The organism is Lysinibacillus sp. NPDC098008, from assembly GCF_044760715.1.
In the GTDB taxonomy this organism is placed as follows: domain Bacteria; phylum Bacillota; class Bacilli; order Bacillales_A; family Planococcaceae; genus Lysinibacillus.
This window is the reverse complement of record NZ_JBIWBA010000010.1, coordinates 80,974-101,280: the sequence shown is the minus strand read 5'-3', so window position 1 is coordinate 101,280 and position 20,307 is coordinate 80,974. Positions and strand designations below refer to the sequence as shown.

21 protein-coding genes are annotated in these 20,307 nt (G+C 39.2%); 6 read left to right on the top strand and 15 right to left on the bottom strand.

All coding sequences use genetic code 11. The annotated features are described in order from the left end of the window. Positions 1-36: 36 nt before the first annotated feature. From ACIQVU_RS10960 to ACIQVU_RS10915, 10 genes are all read right to left on the bottom strand, one after another. Positions 37-414, bottom strand: coding sequence for a hypothetical protein (locus ACIQVU_RS10960; RefSeq protein WP_340805437.1), 378 nt, complete (start codon positions 412-414; stop codon positions 37-39). Between the two features lie 23 nt (positions 415-437). Continuing rightward, positions 438-665 carry a hypothetical protein gene (locus tag ACIQVU_RS10955; protein ID WP_340805436.1) on the bottom strand — a complete coding sequence of 76 codons (228 nt, stop codon included), beginning with the start codon at positions 663-665 and terminating at the stop codon, positions 438-440. A 20-nt stretch (positions 666-685) separates the two neighbouring features. Next, positions 686-1,099 (bottom strand): YhfM domain-containing protein, encoded by a 414-nt coding sequence (locus ACIQVU_RS10950; protein WP_340805435.1) that lies wholly within the window; start codon positions 1,097-1,099, stop codon positions 686-688. Between the two features lie 115 nt (positions 1,100-1,214). Then, the gene (locus ACIQVU_RS10945) at positions 1,215-1,691 is read right to left on the bottom strand and encodes a hypothetical protein (RefSeq protein WP_340805434.1); all 477 of its coding nucleotides are present in this window, start codon (positions 1,689-1,691) and stop codon (positions 1,215-1,217) included. A 64-nt stretch (positions 1,692-1,755) separates the two neighbouring features. Beyond that, positions 1,756-2,136 carry a hypothetical protein gene (locus ACIQVU_RS10940; RefSeq protein WP_340805433.1) on the bottom strand — a complete coding sequence of 127 codons (381 nt, stop codon included), beginning with the start codon at positions 2,134-2,136 and terminating at the stop codon, positions 1,756-1,758. Positions 2,137-2,319: 183 nt separating this feature from the next. Beyond that, positions 2,320-2,844 carry a hypothetical protein gene (locus ACIQVU_RS10935; protein WP_340805432.1) on the bottom strand — a complete coding sequence of 175 codons (525 nt, stop codon included), beginning with the start codon at positions 2,842-2,844 and terminating at the stop codon, positions 2,320-2,322. Between the two features lie 580 nt (positions 2,845-3,424). Continuing rightward, positions 3,425-4,975, bottom strand: a complete 1,551-nt coding sequence (locus ACIQVU_RS10930; protein WP_340805431.1) for a hydantoinase/oxoprolinase N-terminal domain-containing protein — start codon at positions 4,973-4,975, stop codon at positions 3,425-3,427. Continuing rightward, a complete protein-coding gene (locus ACIQVU_RS10925; RefSeq protein ID WP_340805430.1) occupies positions 4,968-6,071 on the bottom strand; it encodes an S-methyl thiohydantoin desulfurase family protein in 1,104 nt (367 codons plus the stop codon). The genes ACIQVU_RS10930 and ACIQVU_RS10925 overlap by 8 nt, the downstream gene beginning before the upstream one ends. Then, a complete protein-coding gene (locus ACIQVU_RS10920) occupies positions 6,068-7,336 on the bottom strand; it encodes a cytosine permease (protein ID WP_340805429.1) in 1,269 nt (422 codons plus the stop codon). Before ACIQVU_RS10920 ends, ACIQVU_RS10925 begins: the two co-directional genes overlap by 4 nt. A 122-nt stretch (positions 7,337-7,458) precedes the next feature. Next, a complete protein-coding gene (locus ACIQVU_RS10915; protein WP_402895516.1) occupies positions 7,459-9,057 on the bottom strand; it encodes a PucR family transcriptional regulator in 1,599 nt (532 codons plus the stop codon). A 126-nt stretch (positions 9,058-9,183) separates the two neighbouring features. Here ACIQVU_RS10915 and ACIQVU_RS10910 point away from each other — a divergent pair, with 126 nt between their 5' ends. After that, a complete protein-coding gene (locus ACIQVU_RS10910) occupies positions 9,184-10,017 on the top strand; it encodes a pentapeptide repeat-containing protein (RefSeq protein ID WP_402895485.1) in 834 nt (277 codons plus the stop codon). A gap of 142 nt (positions 10,018-10,159) precedes the next feature. Here ACIQVU_RS10910 and ACIQVU_RS10905 read toward each other — a convergent pair whose 3' ends face one another. The 4 genes from ACIQVU_RS10905 to ACIQVU_RS10890 all read right to left on the bottom strand — a co-directional run bounded on the left by ACIQVU_RS10905 (position 10,160) and on the right by ACIQVU_RS10890 (position 13,383). Continuing rightward, positions 10,160-11,359 carry an MFS transporter gene (locus ACIQVU_RS10905; RefSeq protein ID WP_402895482.1) on the bottom strand — a complete coding sequence of 400 codons (1,200 nt, stop codon included), beginning with the start codon at positions 11,357-11,359 and terminating at the stop codon, positions 10,160-10,162. An 11-nt stretch (positions 11,360-11,370) separates the two neighbouring features. Continuing rightward, the gene (locus ACIQVU_RS10900; RefSeq protein ID WP_402895479.1) at positions 11,371-11,790 is read right to left on the bottom strand and encodes a MarR family winged helix-turn-helix transcriptional regulator; all 420 of its coding nucleotides are present in this window, start codon (positions 11,788-11,790) and stop codon (positions 11,371-11,373) included. 209 nt (positions 11,791-11,999) lie between these two features. After that, positions 12,000-12,947, bottom strand: a complete 948-nt coding sequence (locus ACIQVU_RS10895) for a nuclease-related domain-containing protein (protein ID WP_402895476.1) — start codon at positions 12,945-12,947, stop codon at positions 12,000-12,002. Between the two features lie 205 nt (positions 12,948-13,152). Next, a complete protein-coding gene (locus ACIQVU_RS10890) occupies positions 13,153-13,383 on the bottom strand; it encodes a hypothetical protein (protein WP_340805423.1) in 231 nt (76 codons plus the stop codon). Between the two features lie 110 nt (positions 13,384-13,493). Here ACIQVU_RS10890 and ACIQVU_RS10885 point away from each other — a divergent pair, with 110 nt between their 5' ends. From ACIQVU_RS10885 to ACIQVU_RS10870, 4 genes are all read left to right on the top strand, one after another. Next, the gene (locus ACIQVU_RS10885; protein WP_340805422.1) at positions 13,494-14,201 is read left to right on the top strand and encodes a class I SAM-dependent methyltransferase; all 708 of its coding nucleotides are present in this window, start codon (positions 13,494-13,496) and stop codon (positions 14,199-14,201) included. 96 nt (positions 14,202-14,297) lie between these two features. Further along, a complete protein-coding gene (locus ACIQVU_RS10880; protein ID WP_340805421.1) occupies positions 14,298-15,428 on the top strand; it encodes a DUF418 domain-containing protein in 1,131 nt (376 codons plus the stop codon). Between the two features lie 135 nt (positions 15,429-15,563). Continuing rightward, on the top strand, positions 15,564-16,547 hold the full coding sequence (locus ACIQVU_RS10875) for a sensor histidine kinase (protein ID WP_340805420.1): 984 nt from the start codon (positions 15,564-15,566) through the stop codon (positions 16,545-16,547). After that, on the top strand, positions 16,544-17,149 hold the full coding sequence (locus ACIQVU_RS10870; RefSeq protein ID WP_340805419.1) for a response regulator transcription factor: 606 nt from the start codon (positions 16,544-16,546) through the stop codon (positions 17,147-17,149). The genes ACIQVU_RS10875 and ACIQVU_RS10870 overlap by 4 nt, the downstream gene beginning before the upstream one ends. Positions 17,150-17,213: 64 nt before the next feature. On the opposite strand, the gene ACIQVU_RS10865 is transcribed toward ACIQVU_RS10870, so the two are convergent. After that, positions 17,214-18,554 carry a PepSY-associated TM helix domain-containing protein gene (locus ACIQVU_RS10865; protein WP_340805418.1) on the bottom strand — a complete coding sequence of 447 codons (1,341 nt, stop codon included), beginning with the start codon at positions 18,552-18,554 and terminating at the stop codon, positions 17,214-17,216. 377 nt (positions 18,555-18,931) lie between these two features. Between ACIQVU_RS10865 and ACIQVU_RS10860 the strand changes: the two genes are divergently transcribed. Next, positions 18,932-20,278: a C40 family peptidase gene (locus ACIQVU_RS10860; RefSeq protein ID WP_340805417.1), complete on the top strand. Its 1,347-nt coding sequence runs from the start codon at positions 18,932-18,934 to the stop codon at positions 20,276-20,278. The last annotated feature ends 29 nt before the right edge of the window (positions 20,279-20,307 follow it).

Here is a 20,307-nt window from a genome sequence, read left to right as displayed (position 1 = left end):
GCTGACCAAAAAGTATGCTCCTTTTGGTCAGCTCCATTAAAATGAAGGAACTTTAATAAGCACATAGCGTGATGTCCACATTTCCTTACTAACAATTAAACGCTCACCATCTTTTTCAAAGAAAAGACCGCTACCTTCCTTCTCCTTCAATGCCCATCCATTACGGCTCAGCAATTGCTGGATTGTTTCATCTACTTCTAACATGCCCTTTTCAGGATTCTTTGTAATATACCAAGTCACATCATTATCAGTTCCGATTGCTACAAGCTTTTGATCGGATGTTTTTAGTTTTTGAAGCGCCTCCTTTGGCGTTAGAGCATCTATTGGCAGTGCAGGATAGTACCATTTATTAACAAACCCCAAGGCTAGAACACCTGCTATAAGAATGATTAGCACTCCTCCAACTTTTTTCAACTACATCCACTCCATTTTTTAAGTTATGCTATTGCTCTCTTTTCGAAAAACCAAAAAGCTATGGTGAGCATAAATAAGAACATCGGTATAAAACTAATAGCTTGCCAAGCATTCGTAGCACCCCAAAAATAAGCTGCAACAGGTATAGATGTAATTGTACTCATAAGCATAAACATCCATGAGTGTTTCACAATGGCTAAAACAATGGAAAAAATGGCAATAACAAAAGATATGCTCCAAAGTAATAGCATACACAGCCTCCTCTCACCAGCTATTTAAAAGACTCAAAAAGTTCCATAAACGCAGGAAAAGCTTGATTGTTAAATGCATAATAGAAGGAATCTGTATAAAAAATCCCTCTTTCAGCTGAAATATAATACTTTAACCCAAAGGTTTCGCTTGAACCATCCTTATAGATTACTTCAAGTTCAAATAAAGGTCCTTCATCTGTATGATTCCTTGTGGATACACTGGCATTGTGCATCGCTTCCTGAATAATAGTTATGTCAGCAGTATCATCAATTGTACGTCTTCCTAGCTCTCTTTTCATTCCTTTACCCATCACAATGACCTTGTCAATCTCTGCTGTAAACTGAAATTTTTCTGTTGGCTGTTCTTCTTCACTACAGCTAATAAGAAACAGAGAAAAAGATAGCAATATAATCACAAGTGGAGTTCTTGTCATAATAAGCTCCTATACGCTATATTTATCATCAAATTAGACGCATCTATTGTTAAAATGTTGCAAATTCCACTTATTTTAAAAAGCTACCCCCGCTATTCTTTACACCTACCTGTCATTACTTTTCTAACTGTTGCAAAATAGTTAGTATTTTCGTTTTCGCAGAATAACCTACTAAATTTCCAAATTGAAGGTCTTTTTGTGCACGTGCACCAAACTCAGCAATCCAATCCCTTCGACCAAGTTCATCTGCATCCGTTTCATACATATTAAAATTAGCTGAAACATGTATAGGAGCATGTTGTTTAATATAATTAGTAGCCCTTTCATAATCGAATGTTAAGGTTACCACTTCCTTAAGCGTAATTTCGCCAGCTTTATAAAGCCTTGCTGCTACTTCCTTCACCTCATTAAATGTAGCATTTCGTATATTATACGTTTGTGAAAGCTCCTCCCACACATTGTTATTTGTAGCAGCAGGTGTTGTGTCATTGACCTCCTGTATTGAAAATGAAGCTTGCTGTGACGGTGTTGCCATACGCTGACTGGCAGTGTACCAAGAACCAAGTTGCTGAGCAGTAATTGCGTTTACCATTCTATTTTCACCCTTTCCTCATAATAGTTATTTACGATATTGAAGCACAGTAGAAACTTAAATCTTAAATTGCCCTTGTATATGCATTGATAGCTGAAGTAAAGGTGTTTTGCTTAAATAACCTAGCATATTTAGGATTGCCGAGCCCTTCACGTAAATCCATCATGCCTAGCTCACCCATTCTGTTCAGTAAAGGAACTAGCCAACTGCCACTTGATGCACCATTTAACATACGTATTTGACCAAATGATAATTGAGAAACTTTACTTGCATCAATCGGTTCAGTGGCATTTTCTAGCGCATCCATAAACCCCTTCGTATCATTTCTATACCCGATAACTTGTCCATGTTCGTCTTTTATATCTACCTTAAATCCCTTGTAGCCATATGCGCCTCTCAGCATAAATAACTGCATACTAACAGCTAATTCCTTAGTCATTTTCATTAACATTCTACTCCTTTCACTCCATCTATCATTTTGTTACCGTAAACTATGAACAGTATTCCTTTCCTTCCTTATATGTAGTATCGGCTTCCTCTATTTAATCTAAAGTAAATAACCAACAATGAAAATTGTTATCTATTATGAGATATATTGGCATTTGCCTAAAAATAGAGAGAGGTCACACTAATCATATATTCCCCATTCAAACAAAAAATAATGACTATCAGATTGTCCAAATATGTAATCATATGTATAGCCCTTTTTTATTTGAATAGCTTCAATGTGATTCAATCTAGTGAAAAGCTCTTTAACAATTGATTCTGTTACATCCAGATAGGCTAATTCATTTTTAAATCTACATAGAAACTCATCTTTGTTTACTATCTCCATACAAACATATTTTTGGGGGTAATAATCATTAATCCAGCGATCTTTTAATGCTGTTATCCATCGTTCATCTGAAGGGTCTGGGTCATCATTAATAGCCCATTCCTCTGCATCGAACAATTCTTTTTTAAATATTGCAGAAAATGCCTCTTGAATATGATCAAACTGACTTTTTTCCGCAAATATTAAATCCACTTGCATGACAGCTTTATCTCTGAATTCATATACATCAAAAGATAAATTTGATAACCTTACATTTGCAATTTGTCTGGCAAATGAATTGTAATCATCAAACAACTCTTGAATTTCCTTATTAATCATATAATTTCCATTCCTTTCTTCTACTGTTCTTCCATCAAATCAATACTATAATAAACCATCAAGCGTGTTGATGATCTAAATATTGGTTATTCATTTGCGTGTTGTTAGAAGAAAAACGCTTTGTCTAAAGCATTCTCTCGTTGATTGGCGTGAAAGGTGGCGACTCTAGCGGAAAAAGTGCGAGCTGAAAATCCATTTATTTCGGCATTTGCCGAAATAAATGAGTTGAAGCCGCACCCGCAGAAAGCGTCCACCTGTAACAGAAATCAACGAATTCTATGCGATTCTCTGTAAAATAAAGGTTAATCAACATGCCTGATAAACTATATTATTTCGATAACGCTTCCCCTTTCATCATTGTATATAAAATCTAATGATATTTTTTAAATATTTACGAATGAATAGCTCTAGTTACGTTTTAATAACTATTAATTTGCAGAAGCAAAAAAGACCAGCCTCAAAATCAATTGAGTACTGGACTTGGCTTTACACTTATTTTATATATTTATCATAGAAGCGTCTGAGCAAAGTTGTCATTCGCTCACATGTTGATGAATCACTAAAATTCATACTTTTCTTATTAAACCATGTGCCCAACCACTTTCACCTTTAAGCGTGTAGCGTTTTCTGGGTGGTAGGCAAGTGGGACTTCCTCCACCTCCACAAGCTCAATTGATTCCTCGATTGCGCCTGCTAAAACAGCCTGTTTAACGGCTTTGCTTTGGGCATCCTTGAGGGAATCCTCACGAGATTCTCTTGCATAAATATAAATTTGCTCGTATTGGCCGCTAATTTGGGCGATGGATGCACCAATGGCATTGGCTACGCCGCCATATTCTGACTTCACAATACGGGAAACGCCTTTGATTTTCTCAGGGACAATAATACTGCCACCACCGACTAATACAAGCGATACATCCTCTGAGGAGGTTTTCATTTTATCAATGGCCTGCTCTAGTAAGCTAGCGATTTCCTCCTGCACAGCCTTGGCAAAGGCTTCATCAATATGTGCCACTAATTGAGGATCACCAACGTCTGCCAAGCCTAGTCGCACAGCAATATCTGTTGTTGTTAATGTAGAGCCACCAAAAACAAGTGCCTCCTCATTAATGCGATAGCCAACACTATCTGGCCCTACCGTAATGTTATCATCCTGTACACGCACAATACTGCCGCCACCAAGACCAACAGAAATGATATCAGGCATTCTAAAGTTTGTACGAATATCCCCTACCTCCACGGCAACAGAGGATTCTCGTGGAAAGCCATCCTGCAATACACCAATATCGGAGGTTGTGCCACCGACATCTAGCACCATTGTATTTTGAATTTGGGATAAATACGATGCACCACGTATACTATTTGTTGGTCCACAGGCAATTGTTAAAATCGGGAACTGCTTGGCATAATCAATGGACATTAATGTGCCATCATTTTGACAGAGATAGACCTCTACATTTGAAATTCCCTCCGCCTGTAGTGCTTGCACAAAGCCCTGTGTCGTTGTATCAATTACCTTACACAAAGCAGCATTTAAAATTGTTGCATTTTCACGCTCAATTAAGCCAACAGAGCCAATTAATGAAGAGCAGGAAATAGGAAAGTCCGTACCATATATCTCCTGTATCCATTGGCGAACCTGTAATTCTTGGTCATTTTTAATAGAAGAAAAGACACCCACAATCGCAATTGACTCTACTTGATCGTGCCATTCTGCTAATAGCTTTGTAATTTCCTCCTTATCAAGCGCACTTAGTAATTGACCATCATATTCATAGCCGCCATGTGCAATCACATATTGCCCTGATAATGTATCAATCATATCCCTTGGCCATGCTGTATAAGGAAGTACAGAGGCTGTTGCTGGATAGCCTAGTCGAATCACACCGACCTTTGCTAATTTTTTACGCTCTACAATCGCATTTGTACATTGCGTTGTGCCTAGCATGGCATGGGTAATTTTTGTTTTATCAATATTTGCACCCCGTAGCAGCTCCTGCAATGCTTGCTCAATGCCTGATTTGATATCTAGGCTTGTTGGTGATTTTACACTGTAAATTAACTGACTATCATGGTCTAAAAGGATGGCATCCGTATTTGTTCCACCTACATCAATTCCAATTTTATACATGCTCTGCTTCCCCCTTTTTCACCATTTCCTCAATTGGCGTGTAGTCATAGTCATAGCCAAAGTATTTTGGACCTGCCGTTTCAATGCCCTTAGCTGTACGCCATTTTTCATGCGCTGGTAAGCCAATTACACGCACACGTTTACCATATTTTAAGCTTTCTGTTGTAACAGGCTGTAATGTTTCATAATCCACCAAGCAAATTAAATCTGGTGTCATTGCAACAACCTGCTCGTTTTTCTCTGCAATTAAATTTTCATTTTGGAAATGAACCTTCATTTCGTCTGCTTTATACGTATCAATACCCTCTAGCACCATTTTTCCAAGGTTAAAGCCGCCCTTTGTTTCACGAATAACATCGACAATTTTTCCTTGGAATAGCTCGTATCCTTTTACAAGCGTAAGCAGGCTCTCTAGCTTATCATTTACCTCCTGATCTTTAGAAGCAATAATTGCACCGATTTGCTCAGATAGTGTAATAATATGATGCACACCACTTTGCTTAATTTGCGCGCCTGTTGTTGGATACAAGCTTACTAAGGAGCTAGCCCCCATCTCAACAGTAGCTGATCGTGCTATGCGCTCTGTCCATTTATTATCAATGGTTTCAAAAATACCAATATTACCTTTTTCATCTGTAATCGCCATTGGTGTTGCGGAAATACCATCAAGGTGGAAGGTTACCATTTGCAGCTCTGGGAATGCGCGTCCCATGCCATCACAATCAATTAATGGTAAGCCTAGCTGTGCTGCTACAACAATCGGAATCATAGAATTGACACCGCCCGCCTCCATAGGATATGTGCCAGCAATTTTATCCTTACCTAAATATTGGGCAAGCTTTTGAAAAACCTTGACAAATTCATCGCCACGCGGGAATTTTTCAATTAGTACGGATGGTGCACCCATCATCGCTGCTGGAATAAAAAAGTCATCATCTGCCACTTCATCGACTGAATATAGCTTGACAGGACCATTTTTTTCAATAGCGGAAAGTGCCATTAGCTTGCCAATATATGGATCACCACCTCCACCTGTTCCTAGAAATGCTGCGCCAATCGCAATATGTTCAATAGCTGCTTGATCTAAATATCTCATTGCTGTTCCTCCAGTACGACCGTTTTTTGTGCGGATATACGATACCCAATATAGTAAAGAATAAAGGAAATAATAATACCAATCATCGGATTATTCGGTAATGCTGGTAACTCAGGGAATAAAGAGAAGACAACAGGTAAGCAAGCTATCACTGCCCCTACAAGCCAAGAGAAGACGCCTAATCGATTCACACCCTCTACCTCCTGCCAGCTCGCCTTATTGCCTTTATGAATCACCCAATATGAAGCAATCATTACCCCTGCAACAGGTGGAATCATCGCTGATAAAATCGACATAATCGGTGTAAAGTAGTTTAAAATGCCAATCACCGCTAAAACTGTGCCAATTGTTCCTGCAACGCCAATTGCAATTTTTTCTTTCTTTTTAGCAATATCAAAAACATTAATAAGCGCAATGCCTCCTGAAATCGCATTGACTAAGTTTGTTTTCCATGTCGCTAAAATTAAAGCAACGCCACCAATAAACGGTGTAGCAATATGCAAAAATACGGCTGTTAAATCACTTGTTTGATAAGCAATTGTTAATACAGCTCCTACGCCAATCATCAGCACACCCGCAGGAATAATTCCTAAGGTAGCAGCCTTAAAAACATCTGAGCGCTTTTTGGAAAATTGCGAATAATCGCCTGCGATCACTGCCCCCAATGCAAAGGAGCCAATTGTTACTGCTAGCCCATCCATAAAGCTCATCGTGCCCTGTGGCTCATAGCTACGAATTAATTGCAGTTGATCACCTGTTAATGTTTGGACTAGACCATAAATACAAATAATAACTAAAATAGGTACGGCAATATAGCTTAAAACACGTAGCACCTTCATACCATACATAGCAGATACAACCATTACTAGCCCGCTCATTAATGATGCAAGCGGTACGGGGATCGTCAAATTATAGGCTGCTAATAAATTGGCAAGTGCAACCCCACAAACATTTGCCTGAATCCCAAACCACCCTAAACAAGCAATGCTTAAAATAATAGATAAAATGGTACGAGAGCCTTTTTTGCCAAATACTTGTCCAGCAATATGAACGGTTGGCTTTGCCAAATCACTGCTTTGCATGCCCTGCAAGACCATAATAAAAACCACAATGGCATAGCCGACCAAAGCAACAGCAAGTGCCTTTGGTAAGCTCATATTAGTAATAAGTGCGTTTCCTACTAATAAGCTGGGAATACAGATCATAGCCCCAGCCCAAATAATACCTAGGCTATACCAAGATTGAACGTTATTGTCGTTTTTCATGCGACTCCCTCCCTGTTAGATGAATGTTTTTAATTATAAGAGAAAGCTACACTACACGTCTTTTGCCTAAATGAAAAAAATAATCTGAAATTTTGTTCAAAATGACAAAATTTCAGATTATTCTAATCATTAATCAATCGATACAGCATACAAGCCATATAAACATCATAAAATTCCGAGTAAGCTGTAATATCTGTCCCAAGCAGCTCACTAATTTTTTTAATGCGGTATTTCACCGTATTTTTATGAATATAGAGCAGCTCCGCACAGCGCTCTACACTGCCATTTGCATCAAGTAAAAAGGCAATTAAGGTTTGCAAGGAATCCGCATCATGCAAAATAGGCTCAATCACCATTAAATAATCCTCAAGCATTGCCTCGCCCTGTGTGCTGACATCAATTGCCCGCTTCATTGACCGCACTTCCGCGGCTGTAAATAATTTACGCATCGGATAAATGGTCTGTGCCTTGTCGCCTACTTGATTGACCAATTGATACATTTGCCTTACGGTTTTTGTGCTTTTCATTTTTGGCGCATAGACAATTTTGGCAAGCTGTGCATCATACATCGTTGTTTCGCTATATTCCACCGCAATATCAAACTCATGATGCTTATACAAGCAATTGCCTAATAGCACAATAATACAATGGTCGATACATTGAATTACCCTTGTTTGATAATAGGTGGAAAGCTGTCCCTCTAACTCCTCTCGAATGCTTTTTTCATCCGCCAAATCGTGGATATAAACAAGCCACATCATTTGAATGGCAGAAACATCAATCTGCAGGCGGTTAGCCAATCTTCGCATTTTTTCACTTTCATCATTAATAATCGCCTTTACAAGGGCATACTCACTCACCTCATCATGCTTATCTCCCCATAAATTAATGGCTACTTGCACAACCTCACTAACCTTTTCCATTGTTTTCGTAGGTAGCTTCGTATTTTCCTTAATTAAAAATAAGAAAAGTGGCTCACCATTTTTTTGCTGTAAACGCTTATATTCCACAACACAGGAAACATCCCTTTTTTCCACTGCCAGCTTGCCTGCTTCTCGGTGCGTATATGCTTCAGCACATGTAGCAATAACATCCACCACATCCAATGTGGAATTTCTAGGCCACATCACTTGGTTCATAATATCAAAATGGCTAGTTGTTAGCACAATATTGACCTTTAAGCGATCCGATAGCATTTTTAGCGTAATTTCCACACTTCTTAAATGCTCTGGCAGCAAGGATACCTTTTCTAATGTTTCCTGAACAAAATGATCATTGACGCTCTCATTGTTAACAATTGCCTCCATCACCTCATAAATGACCTCATTATAGCGCAAGGAGTAATCATTTCTTGGCATACAAATAATAATAAAGCCTTGCTCCTCTGCTAAAGCAAGAACCTCCTCAGGAATATCAGGCAGCACAATTCCTACATAATATAAAATCAGTCCAAGCTCCCCTAAATCATGTAAATGCTGAATCGTTTCACATTGCTTCTCCACACTATCGCGAATGGAATAAAACGAGCTAATAACAAGCTCCTCCGCATACCATTCCTCCTGTACACGATTGACAATTTTAGAGTAAAAATCAACATTCGATACCTCTAGTACAGATAATGAAGATACCGTGCGATGCAAATTATCCTGACCCGTTAACACCTCTGCTCCTCGAAAGGAGGGCAATTGTAGTAAATCCTTGACCGTTACCCCATGTTTCATCACCGACTTTTCCATCATTCTTGCGAAGAAGAATACCATATTCCCTAGCATCTTTCAAAATGTCCAACGTTCAATAGCTAGCCTATTCATGATAAAATATACACTAAATGAAGGAGGGCAACAACAATGTCTAACGATGCATCCATCGGTATAACTACCCGAAAAAGCTTACAGGCAGATTGCCAAAATTGTTTTGGCTTATGCTGTACAGCTTTAAATATTGTCGCTTCCAGTGACTTTGCAATACATAAACCAGCGGGCAAGCCATGTCCAAATTTGCAGGAGGACTATCGCTGTCGTATTCATCATGAGCTAAGAGATACAGGCTTTAAGGGCTGTACAGTTTTTGACTGCTTAGGAGCAGGGCAGCATGTTTCACAAATGACATTTCAAGGGCAGGATTGGCGACAGTCGCGCGAACATGCTGAGAAGATGTTTCAGGTTTTCCCGATTATGGAGCAGCTTTATGAAATGATTGCCTATGTAGCTGAGGCATTATCCTATAAGGTGGACAAGTCGCTTTATAAGCAGCTTTTAGCCCAATTGGAACAGCTCCAGCAACTAATAGCATGCGATGCAGATGCCCTCCTAGCACTCGATATTGTCACTATCCGTATGCCAGTGAACGCACTGCTGCTGCAAACAAGCGAATATATTCGTTTACAGAAAAAGCCCTCTAAAAAGTTGAATCAGCGCGGAGCCGATTGGATGGGGAAAAATTTAAAGGGCAAGGATTTACGTGCTACTGACCTAAGAGGTAGCTATTTAATTGCTGCAAATCTACAAAATGCTGATTTACGTGAGGTAGATTTTATTGGGGCTGACTTACGAGATGCTAATTTGTGTGGGGCTGATTTATCCACTAGTATGTTTTTAACACAAATGCAAATCAATGCTGCACAAGGGGATCATGCTACGAAATTACCTTCTTATATAAAGCGCCCTGCACACTGGCAGTGAAAAAAGATAGATGGCCATAAACGCCATCTATCGTGCTTGTCGCCTCTTATAGAAAATGGTTGCTGCTACTAGCACAAGCAACATAGCCTGACCAATCATCATGGCTGTTGCCAGTAAGCCTACATAGTATACCGATTCTCATCTACGAAATTTCCGCTTGTTTCAAATTTTCATGCTTTCCGTACAAGAAATAATAAAGCACAATGGACAGTACAATAACAAAAACCATTGCAAAGAAAATGGCACTGTAGCCGATTATTGGTACGAATAAGCCTAATACATAAGGCCCAACACCTAAACCTAAATCAAAAAAGATAAAATAAGTGGATGTTGCAAGTCCTAATCGCTCATGTGGCGTCACCTTAATCGCAATTGCCTGTGCAGCGGAGTTAAAATTACCATAGCCTATCCCAATACAAGCAGCAGCAATGAAAAAGGCAATCGTTGTTGTTGCTGAACTAAAGGCATACATACCGATGGCAAAAATCACCAAGCACGGATAAATAACAATATTACCACCTTTAGTATCTAGTAATTTTCCTGTAAAGGGACGTGTCGCTAAAATCACAATGGCATAAATAATAAAGAAATAACTACCTGCTGTTACAAGATGCAGCTCTTTTGCGTAAAACGTCATAAACGACATAACACCAGAATAAGCAAAGCCAATTACCAGCGCTACAAAAGCAATTGGTACAGCGCGCATTTCAATAAAGCTCGTTACTTTAAAGCCAGCCTTCACAGCCGTATGCTTCACATTTTTCGGTGCATCTGGAACTGTCACAACAAAGTACATAAAAAAGCAAATAATTGCTAATACTGAATCCACTGCAAAAATCATCCGATAATCCTCAAATAGCTGGGTTAATAAAATGCCAATAAATGGACCAATCGCTGTCGCTAAAATCGCGCTTAAGCTATAATAGCCAATGCCCTCCCCACGGCGTTCAGGTGGTAAAATTTGCGCAATAATTGTCCCTGTTGCTGTACTTGCCACTCCAAGCGCAATCCCTTGTACTAAGCGATTTAACATCAACAGTGGCAAATTGCCTGCTATAAAATAAGACATCGTTGACAGCATAAATAATAGTAAGCCAATAAATAATGTCTTTTTACTGCCCCAATCGCCAATAATCCGTCCTGTCCCAAGACGTCCAAAAAGCGTCCCAATAATAAAAATACTTGATACAAGCCCTGCTGTACTTGTAGAGGCATGAAAATGCTCCACCGCATAAGCAGCAATCGTCACCATTAATAAGTAAAAAATTAATGTAATCGTAAAATTAATTAATGAAACAATTAAAAAATCCTTTGTCCATAATTTCTGTTGTGTTGCTTCCACATTACTCGCCCCTATTGATTGATATTCATACAAATTTTCGCTAAAACTTGTGTGGCAATGTCAATATCCTGCTTTGCCACTCCTGCTAATGCCTGCTCAAAAAATGGTTGTAGCTGTAGTTGAATTTTCTGCACAAGCTCCTCCCCATATGGCGATAAACGCACAAGCTTTTCACGCTTATCCCTGCCTGTCGCTGTTTCCACATAGCCTAGCTCGATCAATTTATGAACAAGCTTTGTCACACTCGGCTTCTCAATCGCCATAAAATTAGCAATTTCCACAAAAGAATGCGGCCCATTATCTCTTAAGAAGCGCAGCACCGCCCATTGCGAGCTATATAGATGGTATGGTTCAAGCTGAACATTCAGCTGTTTAATAAAAGGTCTGTACATCAAACGGTACTGATTAAAAAAATCCTGCTCAATCGTCACAATCTCACTTCCTTATAAATTAGTTAGCTTAACTAACTATATACCTTGAATTCACATTTGTCTAGTAAGATATGAGCAAATATGTATGACATATACTATTATTCATGCCTATCCGTCATTTTTTGTGTTCTATCCGTCACTCTCGTTATTCTATCCGTCTGTAATAACATAAGCTACCATTCAGACCACTTGAATTGGTAGCCTCTCCTTTAATGTGTAATCCAATATTTTCGATGTCTTTTAGTGCCCTCTGCTTTTAAAGGAAGCTGCTGTAATAATTTATAGGCTATATTTGGAGAATCAATAGCAAAAAACTCGCAAAAGCTTTTATTGGTTAGCATTGTTCCAACTAATAAGCGATAATCCTCTAATGCTCGGTGCAATGCATTGTGTTCTTCTACTCCACAGCGCGGGCAAAGCCATTTTTTATAGTGATAACGCAAACGTTGCCCATTGGCACATCGGCTACAGAGCACACCCTTTATAATATCTTGAAGCGGCACTTTCATTTCTTTTGTTATTTTTTGATGCATCGACAACAGTAGCATAGCAAAGCGAAAAAGCATCTTTGTATCCTTCTCCGATTGCGGATATTGTTGCAGCCATTTTTGCAGATGTGTACGTAAGCCTGTTACATGAAAAACAGGCTGCTCTCTAAAGCCTTCTGTTAAAATTCCGTTTTTCGTTGCTATAACAACAGCAGACAAAACAGGCAGGTCAAGGCGCTCTTGCTGTAGTAATGATTTTATCCATGCTACATGTCGTGCTACCTGCTGAAATGGATCGGCCATGCTTTCCAATACACCTTCTGCCGTTGTGCGTGTAAACTGTGAAAAGGGTGCATGATAGGAGAGAATGCCTGTTATATTTTTAATCTCTAAAATAAGGACAAAGTGAGCATATAGAAAAATGGTATCTATTTGATGTGTGGAGCCGGAGCGGTTTATCATTTGAAGACCATGAAGAAAATAATATGGGTAAGGTAACTCGATTTCCAGCCATTCGGCATCCATGCGCTGTTCACCCGCAAAGCCTGCCAGTATGCGCTGTAAATGCTCATAATAATATGGGTATTCAGGATGCGTGCTAGGCAATCTTCGAATGATTGCCTCTACTATTTTTTGTCCATCTGATGGCTGTCGTGCAAGTGCAATCATCTATTCACCTCCTACTAGCATTATATAAAAAAGAACCCCAACAAAGGAGGTTCCTAAAAACTTGTCATCCATCTTATGCAAAATAAATTTTTCATAAAGTTTTGCTAGATAAAAAGCTTGAGTATTCAAGCTGAAACGAGTGCTACGTATTATTTATCTGCTTCGATATTCTATCCGTCACTCCGTACAATCTATCCGCCTCTCTCTACCTAAATAAACTCAGCAATGAGCCCATTTGTCTTAGCATATTGACACCGTTTGTAATTGTTCCAACATGCCCCATAATGGTGTTGACATGGTCTGGTAGTCTATTTTGTGCTGGCTGATTGGGAGAAGCATAGGGCTGCATCTGTCTAGCTCGATAAGGAGGGCCAAAGTTTTGACGATACCTTGGCGGATAGGGTCTTCTTCTAGGTTGTGGCTGAAAAAATGGCATCCATTCACCCCCTATCTACATTTTTTACTAGTATATGTAGAAGGAGATATCACTCTCTAGTGATTCGCAGTGGGTAGCTCGCTTTCTTTACATATGATAAGAAAAAGAAGGTGATACTCATTCAAGATTCATATTATCTCGATTTTTTAGCTAAATTTGGCATTGGTGGCGCACATCCCGGTGGCATTCAGCTTTCAAAGGAGCTATTGAAGGCAGAAAACATTCAGCAAACCTCCGATATTTTAGATATTGGATGTGGTACAGGGCAAACGGCTGCCTATTTGGCTGCTCATTATCAAGCCAATATAACAGCAATTGATAGCCATCCCATTATGGTAGCTAAAGCGAAGCAAAGAATGCACAAGGCTCAATTACCTGTTCAAGTTATACACGGTTCGATGGAGCAGCTACCATTACCAAATGAATCATTTGATTTAATTATTGCCGAATCTGTGCTGGCATTTGTTCCTCAGCAACGTGCTTTACAAGAAATGCATCGTTTATTAAAGCATGGTGGTCGCTTTATTGCCATTGAATGCACCATTCCGACATCGCTGCCCTCTCCGCTAGCAAAGACAATTCAGCAATTTTATGGATTTGAGGCGCTTCTGACAAAAAAGGAATGGGTTGATCTATTGCAACAGGCAGGCTTTCAAGCAATTCGTATCCAAAAAAATAAAACGCTCTCATCTCCCACTGAATTTCAGCTCTCCAAAGATATTGAACCTGCACTTTATCAAGTAATGGAGCAGCATATGATGATGAATGAAAAATATGCGAATAGTTTGGACTACCGCATTTATTCCTGCACAAAATGACACCTGTCATCACAATTCTTTGACTGGTGTGAATAGGTTTTCTTTTTCTGTTTTCTTATCATATATGTAAGAAGACAAAGAAAGAGGGATTATAGGATGCAAACACAGCAAAGACTACCCTTTATTGATATCGTAAGAGGGCTCGCTGTTTTAGGAACACTTGGCACAAATATTTGGATTTTTGCCTATCTAGGGAATTTATCGTATATTACAACGGCTACCTATGCTGGTTGGTGGTCCTTCAACGATTTTTTGCGCATGGTCGTCTTATTTTTGGTGAATGGTAAGCTGCTTGGGCTTTTAACAATTATGTTTGGTGTAGGCTTACAGTTAAAATATCAGCAGGCATTAAGAAAAGGCAATGCTTGGCCTGGTGTCTATCTTTGGACAATCGCCTTTTTAGGGCTGGAAGGGCTACTTCATTACACACTTGTGATGGAATATGATATTTTAATGAGCTATGCTGTCACCGCCTTCATTGTTGCCTTTATTATGCGCTGGGGCGACAAAGCGATTACAGTGGCTTACTATCTTTTTGGCAGCTTCCATATTCTCCTAATATTGCTTGTTTTCACCATTTCATTACAGGGCGCTCCTATCTCCCTAAGTGGCATGGAAAGCATTGCAGTATTATATGAAGATGGAACATGGCTTGCACAAGTACAGCATCGTCTAACCAACTTTTTATTTTATCGAACAGAAGCTATTTTTATTATTCCAATGAATATCTTTTTATTTTTACTTGGTGTCAAATTTATGCGCAATGATATATTTGCCCAAACAGCTAAAGGACGTCAAGCTCGCCACAAGCTATTGCTAATAGGTGTATTTATTGGTGTTCCTCTTAATCTGTTAATTTTTATACCGGGTGGGCTGTTTGATTTGCCTGTGCGCTATTTATGTGCACCAATTTTATCAATTGGTTATATTGGTCTTTTTGGTAAACTGGTAGAGTATAAGCAACTAGATTGGCTTTGGCAATACTTTGCAAATGTCGGTAAAATGTCTTTAAGCTGCTATGTGCTACAAAATATAGTAGCATCTATTATTTTTTACGGCTGGGGACTTGGTTTAGGCGGGCAATTAAATAGCGTTCTTATTATTAGTATTTGGCTTGCTCTGACACTTCTACAGCTTGTTGTCGCATCACTTTGGTTACGGCACTTTCAGATCGGTCCCATGGAATGGATTCGTAAAAAAATGACACAAGCCATAACCCAGCAATAAAGGATGGTGTAAGCTATAAAAATTTATCCAAGAGAGCAAGCAAAACATTATTTAATTATTGACGTAGTATCGTTAATTTTGCTGATAACCGTTGTGCTAGGATCAAATTCAGCAATTCCTCTCAGTGCTAAAATCATGCTGCTACTGTTATATTTAGTCGCTTTCTATATTGCTTTATGGTATCAGGATTGGAGGCTGCTGCTAGCATCATTAGTAGCCTTTCTGTTAATCACCATATTAGGCATTTATGAGGATGCTTTAATGCTTCTATTTGGCTTTACCTTTGCAGATTTACTTGGACGAGCGCGCTCAAAATGGCATATTGCATGTGGTATGTTCGCCATTGCTATTATGTTTTGGACCGTTATGCAATTGACAACAGACTCTCTTGTGTCTATTGAGTTACAATTTTTAATCCCTATGATGATTATTCAATTGTTGTTCCCTATCCTTATTTATTTTGTAGAAAAGTCGCAAAATCTGCAATCTGAATTAGCCGATGTCAATACGCAGCTTGTGCAGCAAGAGGAACGACAGCGAATTGCTAGGGACCTTCATGATACAATCGGTCATACCTTAACAATGATTAAAATTAAAACAGAGCTCACAACAAAGCTGATTGACCATGACCCTACAAGCGTTAAGCAAGAACTAAATGATATATTAGCGACAACACGAACAGCCTTAAAGCAAGTACGTGAGCTAGTATCTGATATGAATTTCGTGTCCTTACAAACAGAGCTGCTACACTGTCAGCAACTACTGCAAAGCGCTAATATCACCGTAACACTCCCCAAACAATGTCCTCAAATCGTTCTTTCAAGCGTGGAGGAAACAATGCTTGCTTTATGTATGCGGGAGGCTACGACAAATATACTGAAGCATAGCCAAGCAAAACATTGCTCTATAACGATACAATGTCAAAATGGACAGTATAGGCTTGTGATAAAAGATGATGGCATTGGCTTACAGCAGCAGGGGCTCGGCAACGGCATTAGCTCAATAAAAGAAAGAATGCATCTCCTTCAAGGCTATGCCTTGATTGAAGGTAGTGTGCCCACTGGTACAACCGTTTTATGTAGCATCCCTATTCAAGGTGGAAAGGAGTCGCCAATATGATACGTGTATTATTAGCAGAGGACCAGCAAATGTTACGTGGAGCCTTAACATCATTGCTAGCATTTGAGCCCGACATTGATGTAATCGCTGAGGTTGCGGATGGGCAACAGGCTTGGGACTCTATCCAGCAGGAGCTACCAGATATTTGCCTTGTTGATATTGAAATGCCTAATTTATCAGGATTAGAGCTTGCTGAAAAAATAAAGCAAGCAGGCCTTCCCTGTAAAGTAATGATTGTGACAACCTTTGCACGTCCTGGCTATTTACAAAAAGCTATGGATTGTGGGGTACATGGCTATTTATTAAAAGATGAGCCTATTGATTATTTAATTGCTACGATTCGAAAAATTATGCAAGGGGAGAAAGTTGTAAGCAAGGATTTAGCCGCAACCTTGTTTATAAAGGAGCAAAACCCTCTAAATGAACGAGAAATCGCCGTGCTAAAGCTTGTTAAAGAGGGCTTAACCACAAATGAAATAAGCAAGCAATTATTTTTAACAAAGGGCACTATCCGCAATTATTTATCAACCTCCATTCAAAAGCTTCAAGTGGAATCACGACAGCAAGCCGCTCAAATCGCCAGTGAAAAAGGCTGGCTATAATAAAAAATAGACAAAGCCGATGATGTCGACTTTGTCTATTTGTATTGCATTACATTTGCTTTTCTCAACTTCCTAAAGCACGACGTTTCCGCTGCCATATTAGCACACATTCAATCAAGACAACAACGATTAATGAAATGCCAAATAACGGCATTATCACACCTAAAAATAGTAAGAAAACACTAAAAGATCGTGATATTTTAGCAGAAATTTGTGGTGGTGCAGATAGCTCACCTTTTTTCTTTCGTAAAATCCATGTGCGAATGCCCCACATAATAACGGCTAAAAAGGCTAAGCAAACTACTAAGTTTAATAATTTATTAGGCCAGCCAAATAAATGTCCTTCATGTAAAGGAATGCCCCATGTAAAGACCTTCGCTAGCAAGCCATAATCCTCATAGTTCACCTGATCAATCAAATTCCCACTATATTGATCAAAATACATCGTTGCTTCCTCGGAAGGCTTCACATCAAGACCCGTGACACCAGAGTTACTTGCCTTTGCCACTGTAAATACGCCCTCTTCATTTGCTGGATAAAGAATTGTATATGGCTTCTCAATATGCTGGGCTTGTATTTCCTGTTCAAGCTGAGCAATCGTAATTTGATTTGGATTTGTATAACGTGTTGCCCCACCGCCATGATGAAGCGCATGTGCATCCCCATCAGAAGCAGGTGCATCTAACTGTCGTGTTGCCCATGGAATTTCAGCTATCTCTGAGGTCGGTGGCTGTTGCTGTAAGGCTGGATAGCTATCGGAAGCAATATTTGACAATATAGAGCCTAACAAAGCAGACCATAAAAGTCCTGTAAAAATAAAAATAACCATTGGAATCGTAATAATTGTGCCAACTAAGGCGTGCAATCGTTTATTTTTTTGTCTTTTATTCTCGGCTTTGTGCTTTTTTAAGTGATTCCCCTTAAATGTCATATAAAGTCCTGATAAGAGCAAGAAAATCGTCCAGCAAGCCGCTAGCTCCACTAAATAATTAACAAACGTCCCACCAATAAATAAGGAGCTATGGATATTACGCATAATATTTGAAAATGTATAATTTGCATCCTGACTACCAACCCGTTGATTATGGTCATCTAAAAACACATATTTCTCATCGTGTCCATTTGATAATGTTAAACGCGTATTATAGGGCTCCTCCAGCATAATCACTTTACGTGTAGAATAGCCAGCAAACGCCGCTTCAGCCTTTTCCACTGCCTCATCAATCGTTAAAGCCTCTTCGCCCTTACTTTGCCCAAAAAAATAATCATCATATAGCTGATTTTCAACATCTGTGTAAAATAAATAGCCAATTCCACTTAATGTTAATGATAACAATAGCGGTGTAATAAAAAGTGCCGCAAAAAAATGCAGACGCCAAAACCTTGTGTAAAGCAAATTCTTCATCGTTCCTCTCCCATCTATTCACCAATCGCCTACTAATTATATAGGGTAAAAGTGAAATATGAATGAAATTTAGCTATTTATTACAAGCAAAATAGCTACTTCAATATTTGTCTATCCGTCTATTTTTTTGTGTTCTATCCGTCACTTTCGCTGCGCTATCCGTCTATTTCGAGATTCTATCCGCCACTCTCCCTGTACTATATGACAACCTACTGAAACATTTGTAATAAAACTGTAAATTCCTACGGTGAAGCCTTTACTAGCAAGTGCTGAAGCCTATCGCACTCACTCCTTGGCAACATTTACCTCTCAGAAGCCCTACTTTTTCATGCTACGATTATTGCCATGGTACAGCAATTCAGGAGGTTATCAACAACATGAATAAACGATTTTTATCAACAACACTTGCGCTAACGATTGGCTTCAGCTCTTTGAGTCTAATGCAAGCAGCGGTGCAGCCAATTCAAGTAGAAGCAGCGACAACGAATGCACAAAATAATGGACAGGCGGTTGCTGCCAAAGCAGACCAACTTATTCAGACTGCCAAAGGTTTAATGGGCAAAGCAACATATAGCGATGCAGAATACAAGCCTACCTATCCCTATAAATTTTCTTGTGCTTCTTTCTTAATGTATATCTTCGAGAAAAATGGTGTAGACCTTGGCACATATAATGAAAACTATATGCTACAGCAAGGAACACCTGTGGCACGAAACCAATTGCAAAAAGGCGATTTACTGTTCTTTAAAAGCAAAAAAACAGGAACTGATCCCGACCATGTAGGGATGTATATTGGGGATAATAAAATGATTCATATGGCAGACCCTAAGCAAAACATTATAATTTCTGACTTAAATAGTAAGCCATACTATACTGAAAATTATGTAGCTGCCCGCCGTGTATTACCAACACTACTCTCAGCTAACCCTGCCACAAAGGGCGATAAAATTGTAGAAAATACGCTTACTTATAAAAATAAAGTAACTATCGGTGCCACAACAAATGAATCAAGCCTTCGTTTTACAGCGCCAGCCTTTGTGGACTTTATTTATCGTAAAAGCGGCATTACACTTGGCGCTACTACCTTAAAGGATTTAATGCAGCAAGGATCAACAGTGGCGCGCGGTAATTTAAAAAAAGGTGACCTAGTCTTCTTCAATAGTGCCAAGGGCTCGAAAACACCTACTCTTGTAGGGATTTATGCGGGTGATCACCGTGTTATCATCCCTAACTCAGATGGTGTTATGACAAGAGTATTGCTTGTTGATTATTATACGGAGCACTATATCACGGCTAAGCGGGTTTTCTCTGAAGGCGGCTCAGCACCTACTGTGAGCATAAGCCCCTCAGCCAATCAAATTATTGCAACAGCTACAAATTTAACGAATAAAGCAAAATTTGGTTATACGTATAATGAGCAAACATTAACCTTTACAAGTGCAGGCTTTACGTATTATGTCTTTCAAAAACACGGCATTAATCTAAAGGAAAAATTAGCAAGCAAACAGGCTTTAGCAGGTACACATGTACAAAAGTCACAGCTGCAAAAGGGCGATTTGCTGTTCTTCTCTACGGATAATGGCAGACAAAACATCACACAAACAGGTATCTATCTTGGCAATAACCAATATATTAGTATGACCACAAATAATATTGTAAAGCAAAATCTTACTTCCACTTGGGCGCAAAAAAACTATGTAACGGCTCGACGTGTTATCAAATAATGTAAAAAGAAGCTTTCCCCAATATGGAG